Origin of the sequence: Bacillus sp. FSL K6-1005 (assembly GCF_038000225.1) — a bacterium.
GTDB lineage: Bacteria > Bacillota > Bacilli > Bacillales > Bacillaceae > Bacillus > Bacillus mojavensis.
Genome location: NZ_JBBOBP010000001.1, coordinates 3,748,908 through 3,766,227, shown reverse-complemented (window position 1 = coordinate 3,766,227; position 17,320 = coordinate 3,748,908). Strand labels below are relative to the sequence as shown.

Annotated in this window: 17 protein-coding genes; 8 read left to right on the top strand and 9 right to left on the bottom strand. The window is 46.9% G+C overall.

Annotation, left to right across the window (positions count from 1 at the left end; genetic code table 11):
• The 6 genes from dltA to NST16_RS19430 all read left to right on the top strand — a co-directional run bounded on the left by dltA (nt 1) and on the right by NST16_RS19430 (nt 6,203).
• A complete protein-coding gene (dltA, locus tag NST16_RS19455; RefSeq protein WP_010332388.1) occupies nt 1–1,509 on the top strand; it encodes a D-alanine--poly(phosphoribitol) ligase subunit DltA in 1,509 nt (502 codons plus the stop codon).
• Nucleotides 1,506–2,693, top strand: coding sequence for a D-alanyl-lipoteichoic acid biosynthesis protein DltB (gene dltB / locus NST16_RS19450; protein ID WP_229148499.1), 1,188 nt, complete (start codon nt 1,506–1,508; stop codon nt 2,691–2,693). Before dltA ends, dltB begins: the two co-directional genes overlap by 4 nt.
• Nucleotides 2,694–2,709: 16 nt before the next feature.
• Nucleotides 2,710–2,946 (top strand): D-alanine--poly(phosphoribitol) ligase subunit DltC, encoded by a 237-nt coding sequence (gene dltC / locus NST16_RS19445; RefSeq protein ID WP_003227325.1) that lies wholly within the window; start codon nt 2,710–2,712, stop codon nt 2,944–2,946.
• Entirely contained in the window at nt 2,946–4,124 is a 1,179-nt protein-coding gene (dltD, locus tag NST16_RS19440) for a D-alanyl-lipoteichoic acid biosynthesis protein DltD (protein WP_010332390.1), read from the top strand. The genes dltC and dltD overlap by 1 nt, the downstream gene beginning before the upstream one ends.
• 88 nt (nt 4,125–4,212) lie before the next feature.
• The gene (locus tag NST16_RS19435) at nt 4,213–4,971 is read left to right on the top strand and encodes an SDR family oxidoreductase (RefSeq protein ID WP_340888128.1); all 759 of its coding nucleotides are present in this window, start codon (nt 4,213–4,215) and stop codon (nt 4,969–4,971) included.
• Between the two features lie 140 nt (nt 4,972–5,111).
• Nucleotides 5,112–6,203 carry a branched-chain amino acid aminotransferase gene (locus tag NST16_RS19430; RefSeq protein WP_010332392.1) on the top strand — a complete coding sequence of 364 codons (1,092 nt, stop codon included), beginning with the start codon at nt 5,112–5,114 and terminating at the stop codon, nt 6,201–6,203.
• A gap of 30 nt (nt 6,204–6,233) precedes the next feature.
• Here NST16_RS19430 and licH read toward each other — a convergent pair whose 3' ends face one another.
• The 7 genes from licH to NST16_RS19395 all read right to left on the bottom strand — a co-directional run bounded on the left by licH (nt 6,234) and on the right by NST16_RS19395 (nt 12,590).
• A complete protein-coding gene (gene licH / locus NST16_RS19425) occupies nt 6,234–7,562 on the bottom strand; it encodes a 6-phospho-beta-glucosidase LicH (RefSeq protein WP_340888126.1) in 1,329 nt (442 codons plus the stop codon).
• Nucleotides 7,559–7,891, bottom strand: coding sequence for a PTS lichenan transporter subunit IIA (gene licA / locus NST16_RS19420; RefSeq protein ID WP_010332394.1), 333 nt, complete (start codon nt 7,889–7,891; stop codon nt 7,559–7,561). The genes licH and licA overlap by 4 nt, the downstream gene beginning before the upstream one ends.
• Nucleotides 7,892–7,908: 17 nt before the next feature.
• Complete coding sequence (gene licC, locus NST16_RS19415) at nt 7,909–9,267, bottom strand: PTS lichenan transporter subunit IIC (RefSeq protein WP_168749091.1); 1,359 nt, start codon at nt 9,265–9,267, stop codon at nt 7,909–7,911.
• 15 nt (nt 9,268–9,282) lie between these two features.
• Nucleotides 9,283–9,591 carry a PTS lichenan transporter subunit IIB gene (licB, locus tag NST16_RS19410; RefSeq protein ID WP_010332396.1) on the bottom strand — a complete coding sequence of 103 codons (309 nt, stop codon included), beginning with the start codon at nt 9,589–9,591 and terminating at the stop codon, nt 9,283–9,285.
• 133 nt (nt 9,592–9,724) lie between these two features.
• Complete coding sequence (gene licR, locus NST16_RS19405; RefSeq protein WP_340888120.1) at nt 9,725–11,644, bottom strand: transcriptional regulator LicR; 1,920 nt, start codon at nt 11,642–11,644, stop codon at nt 9,725–9,727.
• Between the two features lie 167 nt (nt 11,645–11,811).
• Nucleotides 11,812–11,928 (bottom strand): hypothetical protein, encoded by a 117-nt coding sequence (locus NST16_RS19400; RefSeq protein ID WP_128568460.1) that lies wholly within the window; start codon nt 11,926–11,928, stop codon nt 11,812–11,814.
• 71 nt (nt 11,929–11,999) lie between these two features.
• Nucleotides 12,000–12,590, bottom strand: coding sequence for a DNA-3-methyladenine glycosylase (locus tag NST16_RS19395; RefSeq protein WP_010332399.1), 591 nt, complete (start codon nt 12,588–12,590; stop codon nt 12,000–12,002).
• Nucleotides 12,591–12,717: 127 nt separating this feature from the next.
• Between NST16_RS19395 and katX the strand changes: the two genes are divergently transcribed.
• Together katX and NST16_RS19385 are read left to right on the top strand one after the other, a co-directional pair.
• Nucleotides 12,718–14,361, top strand: coding sequence for a catalase KatX (gene katX / locus NST16_RS19390; protein WP_326331858.1), 1,644 nt, complete (start codon nt 12,718–12,720; stop codon nt 14,359–14,361).
• Between the two features lie 99 nt (nt 14,362–14,460).
• The gene (locus NST16_RS19385; protein WP_340888117.1) at nt 14,461–15,663 is read left to right on the top strand and encodes an MFS transporter; all 1,203 of its coding nucleotides are present in this window, start codon (nt 14,461–14,463) and stop codon (nt 15,661–15,663) included.
• Here NST16_RS19385 and NST16_RS19380 read toward each other — a convergent pair.
• Nucleotides 15,660–16,436, bottom strand: coding sequence for an ABC transporter permease (locus NST16_RS19380; protein ID WP_010332402.1), 777 nt, complete (start codon nt 16,434–16,436; stop codon nt 15,660–15,662). The two genes, NST16_RS19385 and NST16_RS19380, sit on opposite strands and share 4 nt — an antisense overlap.
• Nucleotides 16,433–17,320 carry an ABC transporter ATP-binding protein gene (locus NST16_RS19375; protein ID WP_326218614.1) on the bottom strand — a complete coding sequence of 296 codons (888 nt, stop codon included), beginning with the start codon at nt 17,318–17,320 and terminating at the stop codon, nt 16,433–16,435. Before NST16_RS19375 ends, NST16_RS19380 begins: the two co-directional genes overlap by 4 nt.

The window sequence follows — 17,320 nt, the reverse complement described above, 5'->3', positions numbered from 1 at the left end:
ATGAAACTTTTAGATGCTATTCAAACACATGCGGAAACTTATCCGCAAACCGAAGCCTTCCGCTCTCAAGGCCAGTCGCTCACATATCAGGAACTTTGGGCACTGTCTGACCGCGCGGCTGCCGCAATCAAAAAACGTGTTTCCGGAGAAAAGGGTTCTCCTGTTCTGGTGTACGGACATATGGAGCCGCACATGATTGTCTCCTTTTTAGGAAGCGTCAAGGCGGGACACCCTTATATCCCGGTTGACTTGTCCATTCCTTCCGAGCGGATTGCGAAAATTATTGAAAGCTCGGGCGCCGAATTGCTGATTCATGTATCTGGTCTTCCTGTTGATATTGACAGCGGGCTGATTCAGACAGTTTCAGCGGAAGAACTGCTGGAACACGAAGGCACTGTCAGCCGTGATCAATGGGTGACGGGACACGAAACGTATTATATTATTTACACTTCCGGAAGCACGGGCAATCCGAAAGGCGTGCAGATTTCAGCCGCGAACCTTCAAAGCTTCACAGACTGGATTTGCGCGGACTTCCCGATCAACGGAGGCAAAACGTTTTTAAACCAAGCGCCGTTTTCATTTGATTTATCCGTCATGGATCTTTATCCGTGCCTTCAGTCAGGCGGTACTTTACACTGTGTGACAAAGGACGCCGTGAATAAGCCGAAGATCTTATTCGAAGAGCTTAAAAAGTCCGGGCTGAATATATGGACTTCGACGCCATCCTTTGTGCAAATGTGCCTGATGGACCCTGGATTTTCACAAGATCTGCTTCCTGAGGCGGACACATTTATGTTTTGCGGAGAGGTTCTCCCGGTTTCTGTAGCCGAAGCGCTGCTTGAGCGTTTCCCGAAAGCAAGAATCTTTAATACGTACGGTCCGACTGAGGCGACAGTCGCTGTTACGTCCGTTGAAATTACAAGTGACATCATCAGCCGGCACGAATCTCTGCCAGTCGGCTTCGCCAAACCGGATATGAACATTTTGATTATGGATGAACAGGGAAATCAGCTCCCGGATGGAGAAAAAGGCGAAATCGTCATTGCAGGTCCGAGTGTAAGCCGCGGCTATCTCGGTGAGCCTGAGCTGACCGATAAAGCGTTCTTCTCTTATGAAGGCCAATGGGCATACCGAACTGGCGATGCTGGTTATACACAAGATGGTCAGATTTTCTGCCAAGGCCGCTTGGATTTCCAGATTAAACTTCACGGGTACCGAATGGAGCTGGAGGAAATTGAGTTTCATGTGAGACAGTCTCAGTACGTGCGCTCAGCTGTTGTGATTCCGTATCAGCCAAACGGAACAGTTGAATATCTGATAGCTGCAATTGTGCCTGAGGAGCATGAATTCCAGAAGGAGTTCCAGCTGACAAGTGCGATTAAAAAAGAGCTTGCCGCTTCCCTGCCGGCTTATATGATTCCGAGAAAGTTCATTTATCAGGATCACATTCAAATGACGGCTAACGGCAAAATTGACAGGAAACGCATCCGCGAAGAGGTTCTTGTATGACGCCTTACAGCTCGTTTCTATTCTTTATATTGCTTGGCATTCTTCTTCTGCCGACCATTATTCTCGGCCTGAACGGGAAAAGATTCCAGGCATACAACATGTTTATATCCATTCTTATTTTGGCTCTGATTTTCTCGCATGACTTACACGGCGTCATCGCCCTGTGTCTGTTTACCATATGGCAGGTGCTCCTGATCAGCGGCTACCTGGCGTACCGGCAGAAAGCGAACAGCGGCTTTGTCTTTTGCTCGGCTGTTATCGCGTCTATTCTGCCTTTATTCTTGTCAAAAATATGGCCGTTTCTTTCTCATCCGCAGCCGCATCATCCGGCGCATAACCTGATCAGCTTTTTAGGGATTTCGTATTTAACCTTTAAAGGCGTTCAGCTGATTATGGAAGCGAGAGACGGGCTGCTGAAGGAACAGCTGCCTCTTCACCGCCTGCTGTATTTCATCCTGTTTTTCCCGACGATTTCTTCCGGTCCGATTGACAGGTACCGCAGATTCGTCAAGGATGAGCAGAAGGCCTGGACAAAAGAGGAATATGCCGATCTGCTGTATACGGGAATTCACAAGATTTTCATTGGATTCCTTTACAAGTTCATTATCGGCTATGCGATCAACACATATTTCATCATGAACCTTCCCGCGATCACGCACAATAAGATCCTCGGGAATCTGCTGTACATGTACGGCTACAGCATGTATTTATTCTTTGATTTTGCCGGCTACACGATGTTTGCCGTCGGGGTCAGCTATATTATGGGGATTAAATCGCCGGAAAACTTTAATAAACCGTTTATCAGCAAAAATATTAAAGATTTCTGGAACCGCTGGCACATGTCTCTGTCATTTTGGTTCAGAGACTATGTATTTATGAGATTTGTATTTTGGATGACAAAGAAAAAGTGGATCAAAAACCGTATGGCCGTCTCAAATATCGGGTATTTCCTGCTGTTTATGCTGATGGGGGTTTGGCACGGCCTTGCGCCGCAATATATCATCTACGGCCTCTATCACGCCGTCCTGATGACGTGTTACAACTTTTTCGAGAAGTGGAATAAGAAATATAAATGGCTGCCGTCCAACCGCTGGACAACGATTCTCGCCATTGTGATCACGTTCCATTTTGTTTGCTTTGGGTTTTATATTTTCTCAGGAAAACCATTTCATCACCATCATTAAAGGAGATTAGAAAACTATGGATTTTAAACAAGAGGTATTAGACGTTTTAGCAGAGGTTTGCCAGGATGACATCGTAAAGGAAAACCCTGATATTGAAATTTTTGAAGAAGGTTTGCTTGATTCTTTTGGAACAGTAGAATTGCTGCTTGCGATTGAAAACCGTTTTGATATTCTGGTGCCTATCACTGAATTCGACCGGGATGTATGGAATACGCCTAATAACATTGTAAACCAGCTGTCTGAGTTGAAATAATGAAAAAGCGTTTTTTCGGTCCAATTATTTTGGCGTTTATTCTATTCGCAGGCGCCATCGCAGTTCCATCTTCATGGCTGACTCGTTTTATTACCGATAAACGGGTTGAAGAGTCAGCAACAACCTTAAACCCGAGTATGTTTCAGGGGCTTTATTTACAAAATCAGATGCTCAATGATCCGAAGTATCTTCCGATTTACGGGTCTTCTGAGCTTTCCCGGCTGGACGAGTTCCACCCATCTAATTATTTTCAAGTAAACAATGAGGGATTTACGCCTTACCTTGTCGGCAAAGGCGGGTCCCAGTCATTGATACATTCTTTAAACTTCGCTGCCCATATGGATCAGCTGAAGGGCAAAAAAATTGTTTTCATCGTTTCTCCGCAGTGGTTTATTAAGCGCGGGTCTGATGAACAGCATTTTGCGCCGAACTATTCCGCGCTTCAAGGGCTGGATCTGGCATTTAACGAGCAGATCGATCCTGACGTGAAAAAGAAAATGATGAAGCGTATGCTGCGCTTCAAAGCTGTTCAAAACGATGCTGTACTTTCCGAGCTTTATAAGGCGATGGTGAACGGCCAGACATGGAAAGTGAACGCGCTGAAGCCGGCGGCAAAAGTATATTACAAGATGCTCGAAAAGAAAGACCTTTATTATTCAACGACGGAAACCACAGGACCAAAGCGTTATATCTCACAATCCGTGAAGGATAAGTCATGGTCGGAATTAAATAAACTGGCCGATGAATCAGGCAAACGCCACTCCGGGTCTAACGATTTTCACATCGACAATCCTGTTTATAAGAAGCTGAAGCCGAAAGTTCCTAAGCTGAAAGGGAAGAACAAAGGCAGATCGTATGCGAAGTCACCGGAATACGGTGATTTTGAGCTGATGCTTCATATCCTGAAAGACGCGGGCGCAGAGCCTATGTTTGTCACCATCCCTGTTAACGGAAAATGGTATGACTACACAGGCTTCCCGAAAAAAGGTCGCACTGACTATTATGAAAAGGTCAATAAACAGATTAAAGCGAAGGGCTTCCAAGTCGCTGATTTTTCAGGTCATGAATATGACCCTTATTTTATGAAAGATACCATCCACATCGGCTGGAAAGGCTGGGTGTATGTGGATAAGGCAATTGATGAATTCTATAAAACCGGAAAGGTTACTTCATCGTGAGCATCTATTAGGACGCGGCTGTATATTTCCTGCTAAGATTTGAAATAGTAAAGAAATCACAGCCAGCTTGATAAGAGGTGTTACATCAATGAAGATGACAGGCAATACGGTTTTGATCACAGGCGGTTCAGCAGGCATCGGGCTTGAACTGGCCAAACGGCTGCTTGAGCTCGAGAATGAAGTGATCATTTGCGGACGCAGCGAAACGCGTCTTGCAGAAGCAAAAAAACAGCTCCCAGCCCTCCATACAAAACAATGCGATGTCTCAGACCGCACACAGCGTCAGTCATTGTTTGAATGGGTCCAGAAGGAATTCCCAACACTGAACGTTCTCGTTAACAATGCGGGCATTCAAAAGGAAATCGACTTTAAAAAAGGGACTGAGGAGCTTTTTGTGGACGGGGATGAAATTGAGCTGAATTTCCAAGCGCCCGTCCATTTATCAGCTCTTTTTACGCCCCACTTGATGAATCAGCAGGAAGCGGCAATTGTTCAGGTAACATCCGGGCTCGCGTTTAACCCGTTAGCTGTTTATCCGGTGTACTGTGCAACAAAAGCGGCGCTCCACTCCTTCTCACTCACGCTCAGACACCAGCTTCGCGATACAAGCGTTGAAGTGATAGAGATGGCGCCCCCTATGGTTGACACGGGATTAAATCAAAAATCACGCGATAAGCAAGGTCTGACGTACCGCGGCATTACACCTGAAGAATATGTTCAATATTTCTTAGACGGCTTAAAAGAAGGCAAACAAGAGATTACAAATGAACGTGTCGAAGGTCTGCGGAATGCAGTCCGTGCCGATTACGACAGAGTATTTGAACAAATGAATGCGCAGGAGAATTAAATTCTCCTGCTTTTTCTTATAAATTTTTTACAAATTTGAGCAAACCTATTGCGATTATTTGGTGAAGGTATACAATAGAATATAAAATATTTTCAAATAAGTTTGATAATATAAACAATTTAACAACAGGGAGATTGACCATGACTAAACAAACGATTCGAGTTGAATTAACATCAGCCAAAAAACCAAAACCAGATCCAAATCAGCTTTCTTTCGGAAGAGTGTTTACAGACCACATGTTTGTAATGGACTATGCATCTGATAAAGGCTGGTACGATCCGAGAATCATTCCTTATCAACCCGTTTCAATGGACCCGGCCGCAATGGTTTATCACTATGGCCAAACGGTGTTTGAGGGCTTGAAGGCTTATGTCACAGAGGATGACCATGTTCTGCTTTTCAGACCGGAAAAGAACATGGAGCGCCTGAATAAATCAAATGACCGCATCTGTATTCCGCAAATTGATGAAGAACAGGTTCTTGAAGGTTTAAAACAGCTGATCGCTATTGATAAAGACTGGATTCCGAATGCGGAGGGCACGTCCCTTTACATCCGTCCATTCATTATCGCAACCGAACCTTTCCTTGGTGTCGCGGCATCTCATACGTATAAGCTTCTTATCATCCTTTCTCCGGTCGGCTCATATTACAAAGAAGGCATTAAACCTGTCAAAATTGCTGTGGAAAGTGAATTTGTCCGTGCGGTGAAAGGCGGAACGGGAGATGCGAAAACCGCAGGAAACTACGCGTCAAGCTTAAAAGCGCAGCAGGTAGCAGAAGAGAAAGGATTTTCTCAGGTTCTCTGGCTGGACGGCATTGAGAAAAAATACATCGAAGAAGTCGGCAGCATGAACATTTTCTTTAAAATCAACGGTGAAATTGTGACACCGATGCTGAACGGCAGCATTCTGGAAGGCATCACGCGCAATTCCGTCATTACCTTGCTTAAGCATTGGGGGCTTCCGGTATCAGAACGAAGAATCGCCATTGATGAAGTCATCCAAGCCCATAAAGACGGTGTTCTTGAAGAAGCCTTCGGAACGGGTACAGCAGCTGTTATTTCTCCAGTCGGCGAGCTGATCTGGAATGACGAAACACTGATGATCAATAACGGAGAAACAGGAGAAATCTCCAAAAAGCTGTATGACACGATTACAGGCATTCAGAAGGGTACAGTTCCTGATGAATTTGGATGGACGACTGAAGTCGCAGCGCTCACTGAAAGCAAATAAACAAAAAACGGCCCGAAACGGGCCGTTTTTTTATGCTTCAATTTTGTTAAAGAACTGCGGCAGATGGGTTTTATGCGCCTCCAGCATTTCATCTAAGATCTGTTTGGCCACTGTGTCGGATGGTACGAGAGGGTTAATCGTCATGGCGAGCAGCGCTGTTTCGTAGTCGCCTGTGACAGCCGCTTCTGCCGCAACACGCTCAAATGATTTGATTTGCTGGACAAGGCCGCGGACAGATACTGGCAGGTCGCCTACGGCGATTGGCTTAGGTCCGTTTTTCGTCATCACGCAGTTCACTTCAACAGCGGAATCATCTGGAATGCTTGCAATCGCACCGTTATTGATCGTGTTCACCGGCTGAATGTCGTGTTTATCATTGTAAATGGAGCTGATGAGATTACACGCTGCGTCACTGTAGTATGCCCCTCCGCGTTTCTCAAGCTGCGGCGGCTTGATCGCCAAATTTGGATCTTTATAAAGCTCGAACAGCTCTTGCTCTACCTTTTGCACCACTTCAGCACGGGTGCCTTCCGTTTGTGATGCTTCAAGCTCATGCTCGAACATTTCTTTTGTTTTGAAATAGTAGCGGTGGTAGCCGCAAGGGATCATGTTGAGTGCCTTTAAGAATTCTGGCTCCCACTCAGCGCCGGAGATGTTTTTCATTGTCATCGCGTTTTTCGGATCCCCCATCGCTTCGATGACTTGATCCTTCACACTGACGCCGTCTAAGAAGACGTCCATTCCGAACACCATATGATTCAATCCGGCAAATTGAACCTCTACCCGGTCAACATCTACATCGAGCGCTTTCGCTACGCCCATTTTCATGCCGATTGGAACATTGCAGAGACCAACAACTTTCTTCAGGTTGGAGTAGCGAAGCAAGGCTTCTGTCACCATACCTGCAGGGTTTGTAAAATTAACGAGCCATGCATTCGGACAAAGCTCCTCGATGTCCTTGGCAATCTCTAAGATGACCGGGATGGTGCGCAATCCTTTAAAGAGTCCTCCCGGGCCGTTTGTTTCTTGGCCGATGACGCCGTAATTTAATGGAATGCGCTCATCCTTGGCTCTCGCTTGCAGCAATCCGACCCGAAATTGAGTCGTCACAAAGTCTGCATCTTTCAGCGCTTCCCTTCTGTCCAAAGTGAGGTGAATGTCAATCGGGACACCAGCTTTTTCAACCATCCGCTTGGCGAGCGTGCCGACAATGTTCAGCTTTTCCTCGCCTTCAGGAATATCAACGAGCCATAATTCACGTACGGGCAGCTCTTCGTACCGTTTGATTAAACCTTCCACGAGCTCCGGTGTGTAGCTTGAACCTCCGCCAATTGTTACAATTTTCAATCCTTTTGTCATATGCTTGCTCCCCCTTGTACGGTGATTTTTTCATATAGCTCAATGAATTCAGCCGCCAAATCCTTGACTGTCATGGCATTCATTAAATGATCCTGCGCGTGGACCATCAGCAGTGTCATTTCTGTTTTTTCTCCGCCTGCTTCACTTTGGATCAGTTCTGTCTGATAATGATGGGCTTTTGACAATTCATCCGCAGCGTCTTGAAGCTTATTCCGCGCCTCTTCACTGTCGCCTTTTTTCGCGGCGGCGATCGCTTCCATTGCGGAGCTCCTTCCGTTTCCTCCGTGAAGTATGATTTGAAAAATAATTTGCTCCATTTTCTCATTCACGCGATTCACTCCTTTCTTTACAAAGCTGCCTCTTTGTCGCCTGAAACAGCAGGCGTTTGAACGAGCTCTAATTCGTTTTCTTCTTTCAGCTTCTGTTTATCCCACATTCTGAAGAACGGGTAGTAGACAACAAAGGAAACGGTGATATTAATGGCTTGCATGACCGCGCCTGATATTTTGCCTCCTGTCGCCAAATAGCCTGAAAAGATCGGCGGCATGGTCCAAGGGACTGCGATACCCGCCGGTTTGGCGACAAGTCCGGTGCTCATTCCGATGTATGTGAGTGTCAGTGTGATGAGCGGCGTGACGATAAACGGAATTAAGAGCATCGGGTTCATGACGATCGGCATTCCAAAAATAATTGGTTCGTTAATATTGAAGACCGCCGGGCCGATCGCAAGCTTTCCGAGCTGCTTCATTTGTTTGCTTCGGGCGCGAAGGAACATCGTGACAACCAGTGCAAGAGTGGCACCGCTTCCGCCGATATTAATCCAGATATCAAAAAATTGCTGGGTAAAAATCTTAGGCAGTTCCTCACCGGCTTGGAAGGCGATCCGGTTGGCATCCATGGCGCCGTACCAAATCGGTGCCATGACGCCGCCGACAATGTTAGCGCCATGAAGACCGCAGGCCCATAAAAGCATTTTGACAGCTTCTGCGATAAGGCTTCCCCCGAGGCTTCCGCCAAGTATGGAGAGCGGCGTTCCCAGTAAAACGCTTACAACATTATGAAGGCTTTCAAAAGGCGTCGCTTCCACAATCAGTCGGGCTCCCCAAATCAGGAAGATGACGGCAAAGCCGGGGATTAAAGCGACAAATGACTTGCTGACCGCTGGCGGAACGCCATCCGGCATCTTAAAAACCATATTGCGTTGAATAATGAGACGGTAAATCTCTGTTGACACCATTGCGATAATCATGGCGACAAACAGGCCTTTACTTCCCATCAGCGATAGCGGAATACCGCCGCTGACCATCATCTCTTTTGTCGAGCCATCCGGTGTAAACGGCACTTGATACGGTGTCGCTAAGAGGAAAGCCGCAAGAGAGATGGCACCTGCCGACAAGGCATCAACCCCGTATTTCTCCGCCAGCCTGTAGGCGATGCCGAATGCGGCGACAAGCCCCATAATTTCAAAGGTGGCGTCAACCGGGTAAGCGAGCTTCTCTGACCAAGCGCTTCCAAACGTTTTTGCCATAAAATCGGCATATCCGGGAATCGGGAGGTTGCCGATGATGAGGAAAAAGGAGCCGATGATAATAAGCGGCATTGTTAAAATGATACCGTCACGGAGCGCCTGCAAATGACGCTGTCCCGCAATTCTACCTGCTATAGGCATGACCTTCTCTTCTAACAACTGATTGACTTTATTCACATAGCCCGCCCCTCTCTATGACGCGTTTCCAAGCTGTTCAGCCGATTTCAGCACTTCCGCTCCGTTGCACGTCCCATAATGGACTGTGTTAATGACGTCTACCGGAACACCCTTTGATTCACCTAGTTTTTTCAGCTGAGGAAGCAAGTAACGGACTTGCGGGCCGAGGAGCAATACATCCGCTTTATCGATATGATTTTGTACAGAATCACCTGATACTGCCCAAATGGTATAGTCTTTTCCTTGTTCCTGCGCGCTTTTTTCCATCTTGCTGACGAGTAAGCTTGTTGACATGCCTGCTGCACAAACGAGTAATATATTCATGTAAGAGACCCCCTAAGAGTTTGATAGAATTTGTATGTCCTGCTGTTGATAACATCATATTATGAAATCGCTTTCATAAACACTCAAGGTTTTTCCGCAGGAAACGGAAAAAAGGTATATCCAGGCTGTCAGTTTATCGTTTTTTGTCAAACACATCGGAGAGCTCTTGGTATGTGCGGCTTTTTAAAAGCTGGCTTACCGCGGCCGGGTCATCCAAAATGCTGCCGAGCAGTTTATACATGCTTTGCAAATCCGCCTTGTTTTCCTTTTCGACACAAAGCAGGCAGACAAATTGAACCCGTTTATTCTCCCAGTCTATCGGTTTTTTGAGCGTGCAGACGGCCCAAAATGTCGTTTGCGTCTGCGGGACGAGCGGGTGCGGAATGGCCACGAGGTTGCCAAAGCACGTTGGCGACATCTCTTCTCTTTCAAATATAGAATCTATGATTTCCTTATTCGCATAGCCGCCTTCCACTGCTTTCTGACCTAAAAATTGAATCACTTCTTCTTTTGAACGCAGATCCTTCTGGAAAAAAACGAGATCTTCTTTGAGATAGCTGATCGCTTTTTCTTTCTCATCATTGAGGATGGATTCTATTTTTGTAAAATCGGTTCCGCCTAAGATGGTGTTTACCTTCAGTACAGGCACAGGGAGTTCTTTTTTGATCGGAATGGTGCTGACGACAAAATCAATCGATTCGTAAGACATCTGGTCAAGACTGTAATATTCAGCCGTGCCGAGAATATCAATCCGTTTGCCGAAATGGGAGCGAAGTTTTTCCCTCAGAAGCTGGGCGCTTCCCGCACCTGATGCACAAACGATGATGCAGCGCTTCGGCGGGCTTTCTGTTTTCTTCCGTTCAATTGCGGCGCCGAAGTGCAAAGCTAAATAACCGACTTCATTTTCATGGATATCAATGCCCGTTTTCTCTTTTATGACGATTCCGGCGATGATTCCGGCCTCAAAGGCGAGAGGATAATTTTCTTTGATCGCTGCCAGCATCGGATTTCTTAGATTCATACCATACCGGTTGCGGGTGACCGCGGGTTTTACATGCAGTGCCAAGCCGATTTTCAGCTCTTGATCATGCAGGATGTCGAGCTTTAATTCTCGATCGACCGCTTCGATCATGGCGGCAGTCAGCCGATCTGTTTCTTCATCAATTGAAAATTCGCCGTCCCCGCACTGCGGCTGTGTCATTCGTTTCGTGCCGAGAAGATGCATGGCGATATAAGCTGTTTCTTTTTCCGGAAACGTGACGTCAAGGGCTGACTCCAGTTCTTTCACAATGGCTTCTGCAGTCTGGTATTCTTTTTGATGCAGAATGTGTTCCATATCTTCCGGGAAAAGAGACACATAGTGTTCCGTTCTGATCCGCTTACAGGCGATGGCGATATGAATGATGAGGTTATTCAATCCAAGGTTAGACAGAGGAATCCGATCGTTTTTGACCTTTTTCATAATAATAGAATGGATGATATCGATTTGTTCCTTCGGCAATATATCAGCCTTTTCATTCAGTAAATCGATCTCTGTTTCTCTTTCATCGACAATGTACTCCGCCATACAATACCTCATCTGCACCTCATCTCCGCGCAGCTTGAAGCCGTAATTCGGGCGTGTTTCCATGACAACGCGGTAAGGGAGCAGCCGTTTCTTCACTTCCTTTAAATCGGTTTGAAGTGTAGATTTTGAGATAAATAGTTCTTCAGCCAGCTCATCCAGCTTGAGATAATGATCCGCCAGCAGCAGCCGTTTCATGAGATATGTAATCCTCTCCTCGGGAATTACCGGCAGTCCTTTTTTCTGATGAAACTCGTCTTGCAGCAGCATTCTAAAGGTCTGGTCATCATGAATGCGCAGCTTGTATCCCGAGCCTCTTACCGATTGAACCAAAGCGCCATGGGCGCTTATCACATCTTGGAGTTCCTTTATATCATTGCGGACCGTCCGCGTCGTCACATGTAAATGTGCGGCAAATACCGAGCTTGTCACCGGAGCTTCTGCCGCCATCAATAAGCGCAGAATTTCACGAAGTCGCCCATGCAGCATGAGAAAAACCTCCTATCATGATAGATGCAGGAATTACATAAGTAGGCAGAAAGGATGTGGTGAAGGGAAAGCGAAATGTATATAAATTCTATAATGGGGAGAAATGCAAGTCAATGAACATCGGGAGGACAAGAGGGAAAACAGACCCATAAAAAAAACAGCCGGAATCAGCCGGCTGTTCGGGATGCGGACATGTTCTTTTGTTTAGACGCCTTGCGGTCCTTCATGATTTTTCGAACAATCGGGTAAATGACCGGCGCCCATTTGATAACGGTTTTGACCATTTTTTTCAAGACTCCGATTCTCCCTTCTTTTTTTCTCAACTATTCCCCAGATTCCCCTTTGCTTAAACATGCTAACGCGATACGTACCTGTTTCCCGTCACCCAGAAACGCCACGGATAATCGCGCGCCTCTCCGCTGTTGTCAATGCCGATCCGCGGGCCGGTTGATATTTCTTCCGGTGTGTACCCACTTTCAATGTAAAGCGGCTGTTCCGTGATCCAGCGTCCGTAGTCATTCATCGTGACGCCAAGCGCTTTCGTCAACTTTCCGGGACCATTTGTCCATTCCCTCGGACGCCGGCCTGGCCTTCTTTCCTCCATTAACAGCTGGCCTTCCTGAGGCTCAATTGCCCTGATTAATACCGCTTGCGGAACATCCTCTTCGGCGGCAACGACGTTCAGCAATGTATGGGTGTGCATCACATACGTATACACACGGCCAGCTTCAGCAAACATAATCTCAGTCCGTTTCGTCCGGCGGTTGTTAAAGCTGTGGGCTGCTCTGTCCCCGGCTCCCATATAGGCCTCTGTTTCCACGATATAACCTGAAGCTGTCCCTTCATCCGTTTCTTTTACCAAAAGACAGCCGAGAAGAGAGGGAGCCAGTTCTAGGGCCGTTTTTTGATAAAACGTGATGGGCAGCGGATTTCTTTTTCTGGTCACGGATGTCGTACTCTCCTTTTTTCGTTTTGGTAATTGTACCATTCCCGAAGCAGCTAAAAAAAAACTTCAGTTTTAAAATTCTTCCATCAAGGGAATATTGTTACTGTTCAAAAAGGAGGATCCATCAATGAAAGATGATCATCAAAAAGAGTATCACGGCACAAATGTCGAAGGCAGTGAGGATGCGCTTTCTCATAAGACATCCGGGAAAAACGAGTCAGAGGATACCTTAACGAACAGACAGGGGCATCCCGTCACTGACAACCAGAATGTGAGAACGGTCGGGAACAGAGGCCCGACAACGCTGGAGAATTACGATTTTCTCGAAAAGATCAGCCACTTTGACCGGGAACGCATCCCTGAACGTGTTGTACATGCCAGGGGCGCGGGCGCACACGGTTATTTTGAAGCCTACGGAAGTTTTGGAGACGAGCCGATTTCAAAGTACACGCGAGCGAAGCTCTTCCAGGAAAAAGGCAAGAAAACGCCGGCATTTGTCCGTTTTTCTACGGTCAATCACGGAAAACATTCACCTGAAACCTTACGGGACCCCCGCGGTTTTGCCGTTAAGCTTTATACCGAAGACGGAAACTGGGATTTGGTCGGGAACAACCTGAAAATCTTTTTTATTCGAGATCCGCTGAAGTTCCCGGACCTTGTACACGCGTTTCAGCCTGACCCGGTGACCAATATCCAAGATGGTGAACGTATTTTCGACTTCATTTCTCAATCTCCTGAAGCGACACATATGATCACATTCTTGTTTTCACCTTGGGGCATTCCTGCCAACTACCGGCAAATGCAGGGTTCAGGCGTTCACGCCTACAAATGGGTGAATGAGGAAGGCAAGGCCGTTCTTGTAAAATACCATTTTGAACCGAAACAGGGCATCCGCAACCTGACACAGAAGGAAGCGGAAGAGATTCAGGGGAAAAACTTCAACCACGCGACACAGGATTTGTATGAAGCGATTGAAAACGGCGATTATCCGGAGTGGGAGGTTTATGCCCAAATCATGAGTGATGACGAGCATCCGGAGCTCGACTTTGATCCGCTTGATCCGACTAAGCTGTGGTATAAGGATGATTTCCCGTGGAAGCCGATCGGCAAATTAGTGTTAAACAAAAACCCTGAGAATTACCATTCTGAAGTAGAACAGGCTTCATTCGGTACAGGGGTCCTTGTCGACGGACTTGATTTTTCTGATGACAAATTGCTTCAAGGCCGGACGTTTGCCTATTCCGATACGCAGCGGTACAGAGTTGGCGCAAACTACCTGCAGTTGCCAATCAACTCACCGAAAAAACACGTCGCGACCAACCAGCAGGGGGGTCAAATGCAATACCGCGTGGATATCGGCGAAGGTCAAAATCCGCACGTCAACTATGAACCGTCTATTATGGGCGGACTAAAGGAAGCAAACCAGCAGGCAAAAGACCATACCCCACATGTCGAAGGCGACCTGAAGCGGGAAGCGATTGACAGAACGAACAATTTCGGACAAGCCGGTGAAACGTACCGGAGATTTACTGAGTTTGAGCGTACTGAACTCATCACAAATCTGGTCAATACGCTTTCAACCTGCAGAAAAGAAATTCAGGAGCAAATGATTGAGAATTTCACAAAAGCCGATCCGGACTACGGAAAACGCGTGGCAGAAGGGCTGAAAAAGGCTTCAGAAAGTAACAGCAACGGACCTGTTGGCACGACAGAAACGGCTCAAGCCGTCGAGCAGGCCGAACAGGAAAGCCATCCGTCTGATCCGTATTAACACCAAAAACAGGACTTTTTTGAAGTCCTGTTTTTTCAATTCTCTATTGAAACGTTTCCACAAATTGTGTTGTACTGGAAGGAAAGAGGTGGTGAGAGCATGGAAATTCAGCAGCCGCTGATTCCTCAGCAAAAAACAATCGGCACTTTAGATCACGCCGTTTTCTTATGCATGGTATTTTGTTTTTGGTTTTCGGGCTATATTTACGTTCCTGTTTTCAGCCTGTATTTGGAAGATCTGCACTTTTCATACGGAGCGATCGGCATGATTCTTGGAAGCTACGGGGTGACCCAAATCCTGCTGCGGTTCCCGCTTGGGGTTCTGTCAGAAATTCTTTTTTCTCTGCGTAAGCCATTGTTAATTGCCGGCTTTGGATGTTCCATTCTCAGCAGCGTGCTTTTTCTTGCGTTTGATTCTTTTTTCTTCGTCCTGACCGCCCGGCTTCTCGCGGGGTTAACAGCATCCATGTGGGTGATGGCAACGATTCTATACGCTCATTATTTCAAAGATGGCAGTGCGTCAAAAGCAATGGGCATTATGCAGTTTTTCACCGTCATGCCTCAGTTTGTCAGCATTGTGTTCTGCGGGCTTGCAGCAGCGCATTTAGGCAGGCAGGTTCCGTTTTGGATGGCACTGGCTGCCTCGTGCATCGGCCTTGTGATATGCTGCTTTATTAAAGATCCGTCCGTTTCTCCTGGGCAACGTAAGGCTCTCCGTATAACGCAATACATCAAAGAAACATTGCGGCTGCCGAAGCTGAAGCTTTTCACGATTCTATCTATGACAGCTCATGCCGTGCTATTTATGACGGTGTTTGGTTTTACGCCGCTTTATACAAATCAGCTCGGAATGGGGGACATCGAACTGCTTTGGGTGATGAGCGCCTTTTTTCTCCCTCATGCAGCGGCTACCCTGAGCTTTTTGTTTTTGCGTTTTACCGGAAGAATCGCCTATGGCACCATGCTGATCTGTTTTGCTGTCATTGGAGTCTGTTTGATGTTCGTCCCTTTTTCAGTTTCATTGTCCACGGTTTGCATGACCCATGCTTTCATCGGTCTGGCGCTTGGCTTTGTGTTTCCCCTATTGTTAAGCCGGGTCGTCGATATCAGCTCAGCTCGTTTAAAAATGTCAGCCATGGGATTTTATCAATCGTTTTATGCGCTGGGCATCTTTATCGGCCCCCTTCTCGCCGGAAAAATCGCACAGGTTTTCGGTTTGGCAGAGGTATTTTATGGAGCGGGATTGATGGCATTTTCCGCTTTGTTGATGATGCTGGCCACAAAGCGAAAAATGATCGGTTAATAGCTTTCATACTGCCGGAAGCGCCACACAGAAAAAATGGCCAGAAGCATGATGCACAGAATGGAGAATGTGAGCGACCACCCGAAAAAGTCCGCCCGCTCTCCATGAAGCAGAATATGCTCCGCCTGCTTGCAAAGCTCAGCCGGCAGCCATTTCGCACCATCAGGAAAAAGTGAGACAGCAAAGGAAACGGCAGCAGTCAGCCCAATTCCGGCTGCCGCGGCTGCTCCGAGAGACCGAAACATCACGCTTCCGGCTAGCCCTGCAGTAACAATAAACATCATCCAAAGAGAGTAGAGGCCGAGGCTTGCTGCAAAGCGGCTGAACGATGCGTGCTCAAACAAGATCCGGACGTAATAATAAGCAAGTCCGTACCCAGCTGCAAACGAGGCGATTCCGATCATGCTTTGGGTGATCCATTTGTTCAATATATACTGGGCTGCCGTCACAGGCCGTGACATGATCAGCGCTGTTACACCTTGATTTCTTTCATTCGCCACACTGCCCATGACACTGAAGATGATCAGCGCCATGCCAAGCGTGTTGAATTGGGAAAGCGTGCTCACCATCACCTCAGATCCGGAAGGCATGGTAAAACTGATTTTCATACCGTCTGGAAGGCTCCCCCCATGCGCAATGATTTCCGGCATGTAATAAATGGTCAGCGGCTGCGTCAGCCCCACGATCATCATCGCGATGGGCAGCCAGATCAGCTTGCCGCTTCTCCAGCCTTCCAGCCATTCCTTTTGTAATAGCGTCATCATGACATTCATGCGTGCACCACCTTAAGATAGACGTCTTCGAGAGACTCGGTTTTTTGTTCAAAACAGGTGATTGTCAATCCCATTTGGATACAATCACTCAGCAATGTCCTGCCAGAGCCTGTATCGCTTAGCTCAAAAACAGCTTGAGACGGATTCTTATAGACAACATCGGATATATAAGGCCTCTCTTCAAGCCACCCCTTCAGTTTCTCTTTTACAGTAAGAGTGAAAACATTCGTTTGATGCTGTTCTTTAAGCTGCTGTAAAGCGCCTTTCCATGAAATCTCACCATTTTGCATGATCACGACTTGATCACACACCTGCTCCGCATCGTGCAAAACGTGAGTAGAAAACAAAACAGCCATATGTTTTTTCAGCTCCCGCATCATATCCAGCACCTCGATACGCCCAGAAGGGTCCAGGGCAGATACCGGTTCATCCAAAATCAAAAGCTTCGGTTTATGAAGCAGAGCCTGAGCCAGGCCGAGCCTTTGTTTCATGCCGCCAGAATAACCGCCGATTTTTTTGTTTGCCGCGTCCTGCAAACCGACAAACTCCAGCATTTCGCCTATTTTCTCAAGGCTTTTTTTCTTTGAAAGGCCAGACAGTCTCCCGGCAAAGGTTAAAAATTCATTAGCCGTCATCCAGGAATAAAAAGCCGGGTACTGCGGAAGATAGCCAATCATACTGCGATCTGCCTTTTGCTCCCCGTACAGCTTGATCGTTCCGGAGGTAGGTGACAGCAGTCCGGACAGCATTTGAAGCGTTGTGGTCTTACCAGCCCCATTCGGTCCTAATAGAGCGACACACTCGTTCTCCTTGACTTGAAAACTGACATCCCGTACAGCTTGATGATGCCGATATGATTTGCATAATGACTCAATAGATAGCAT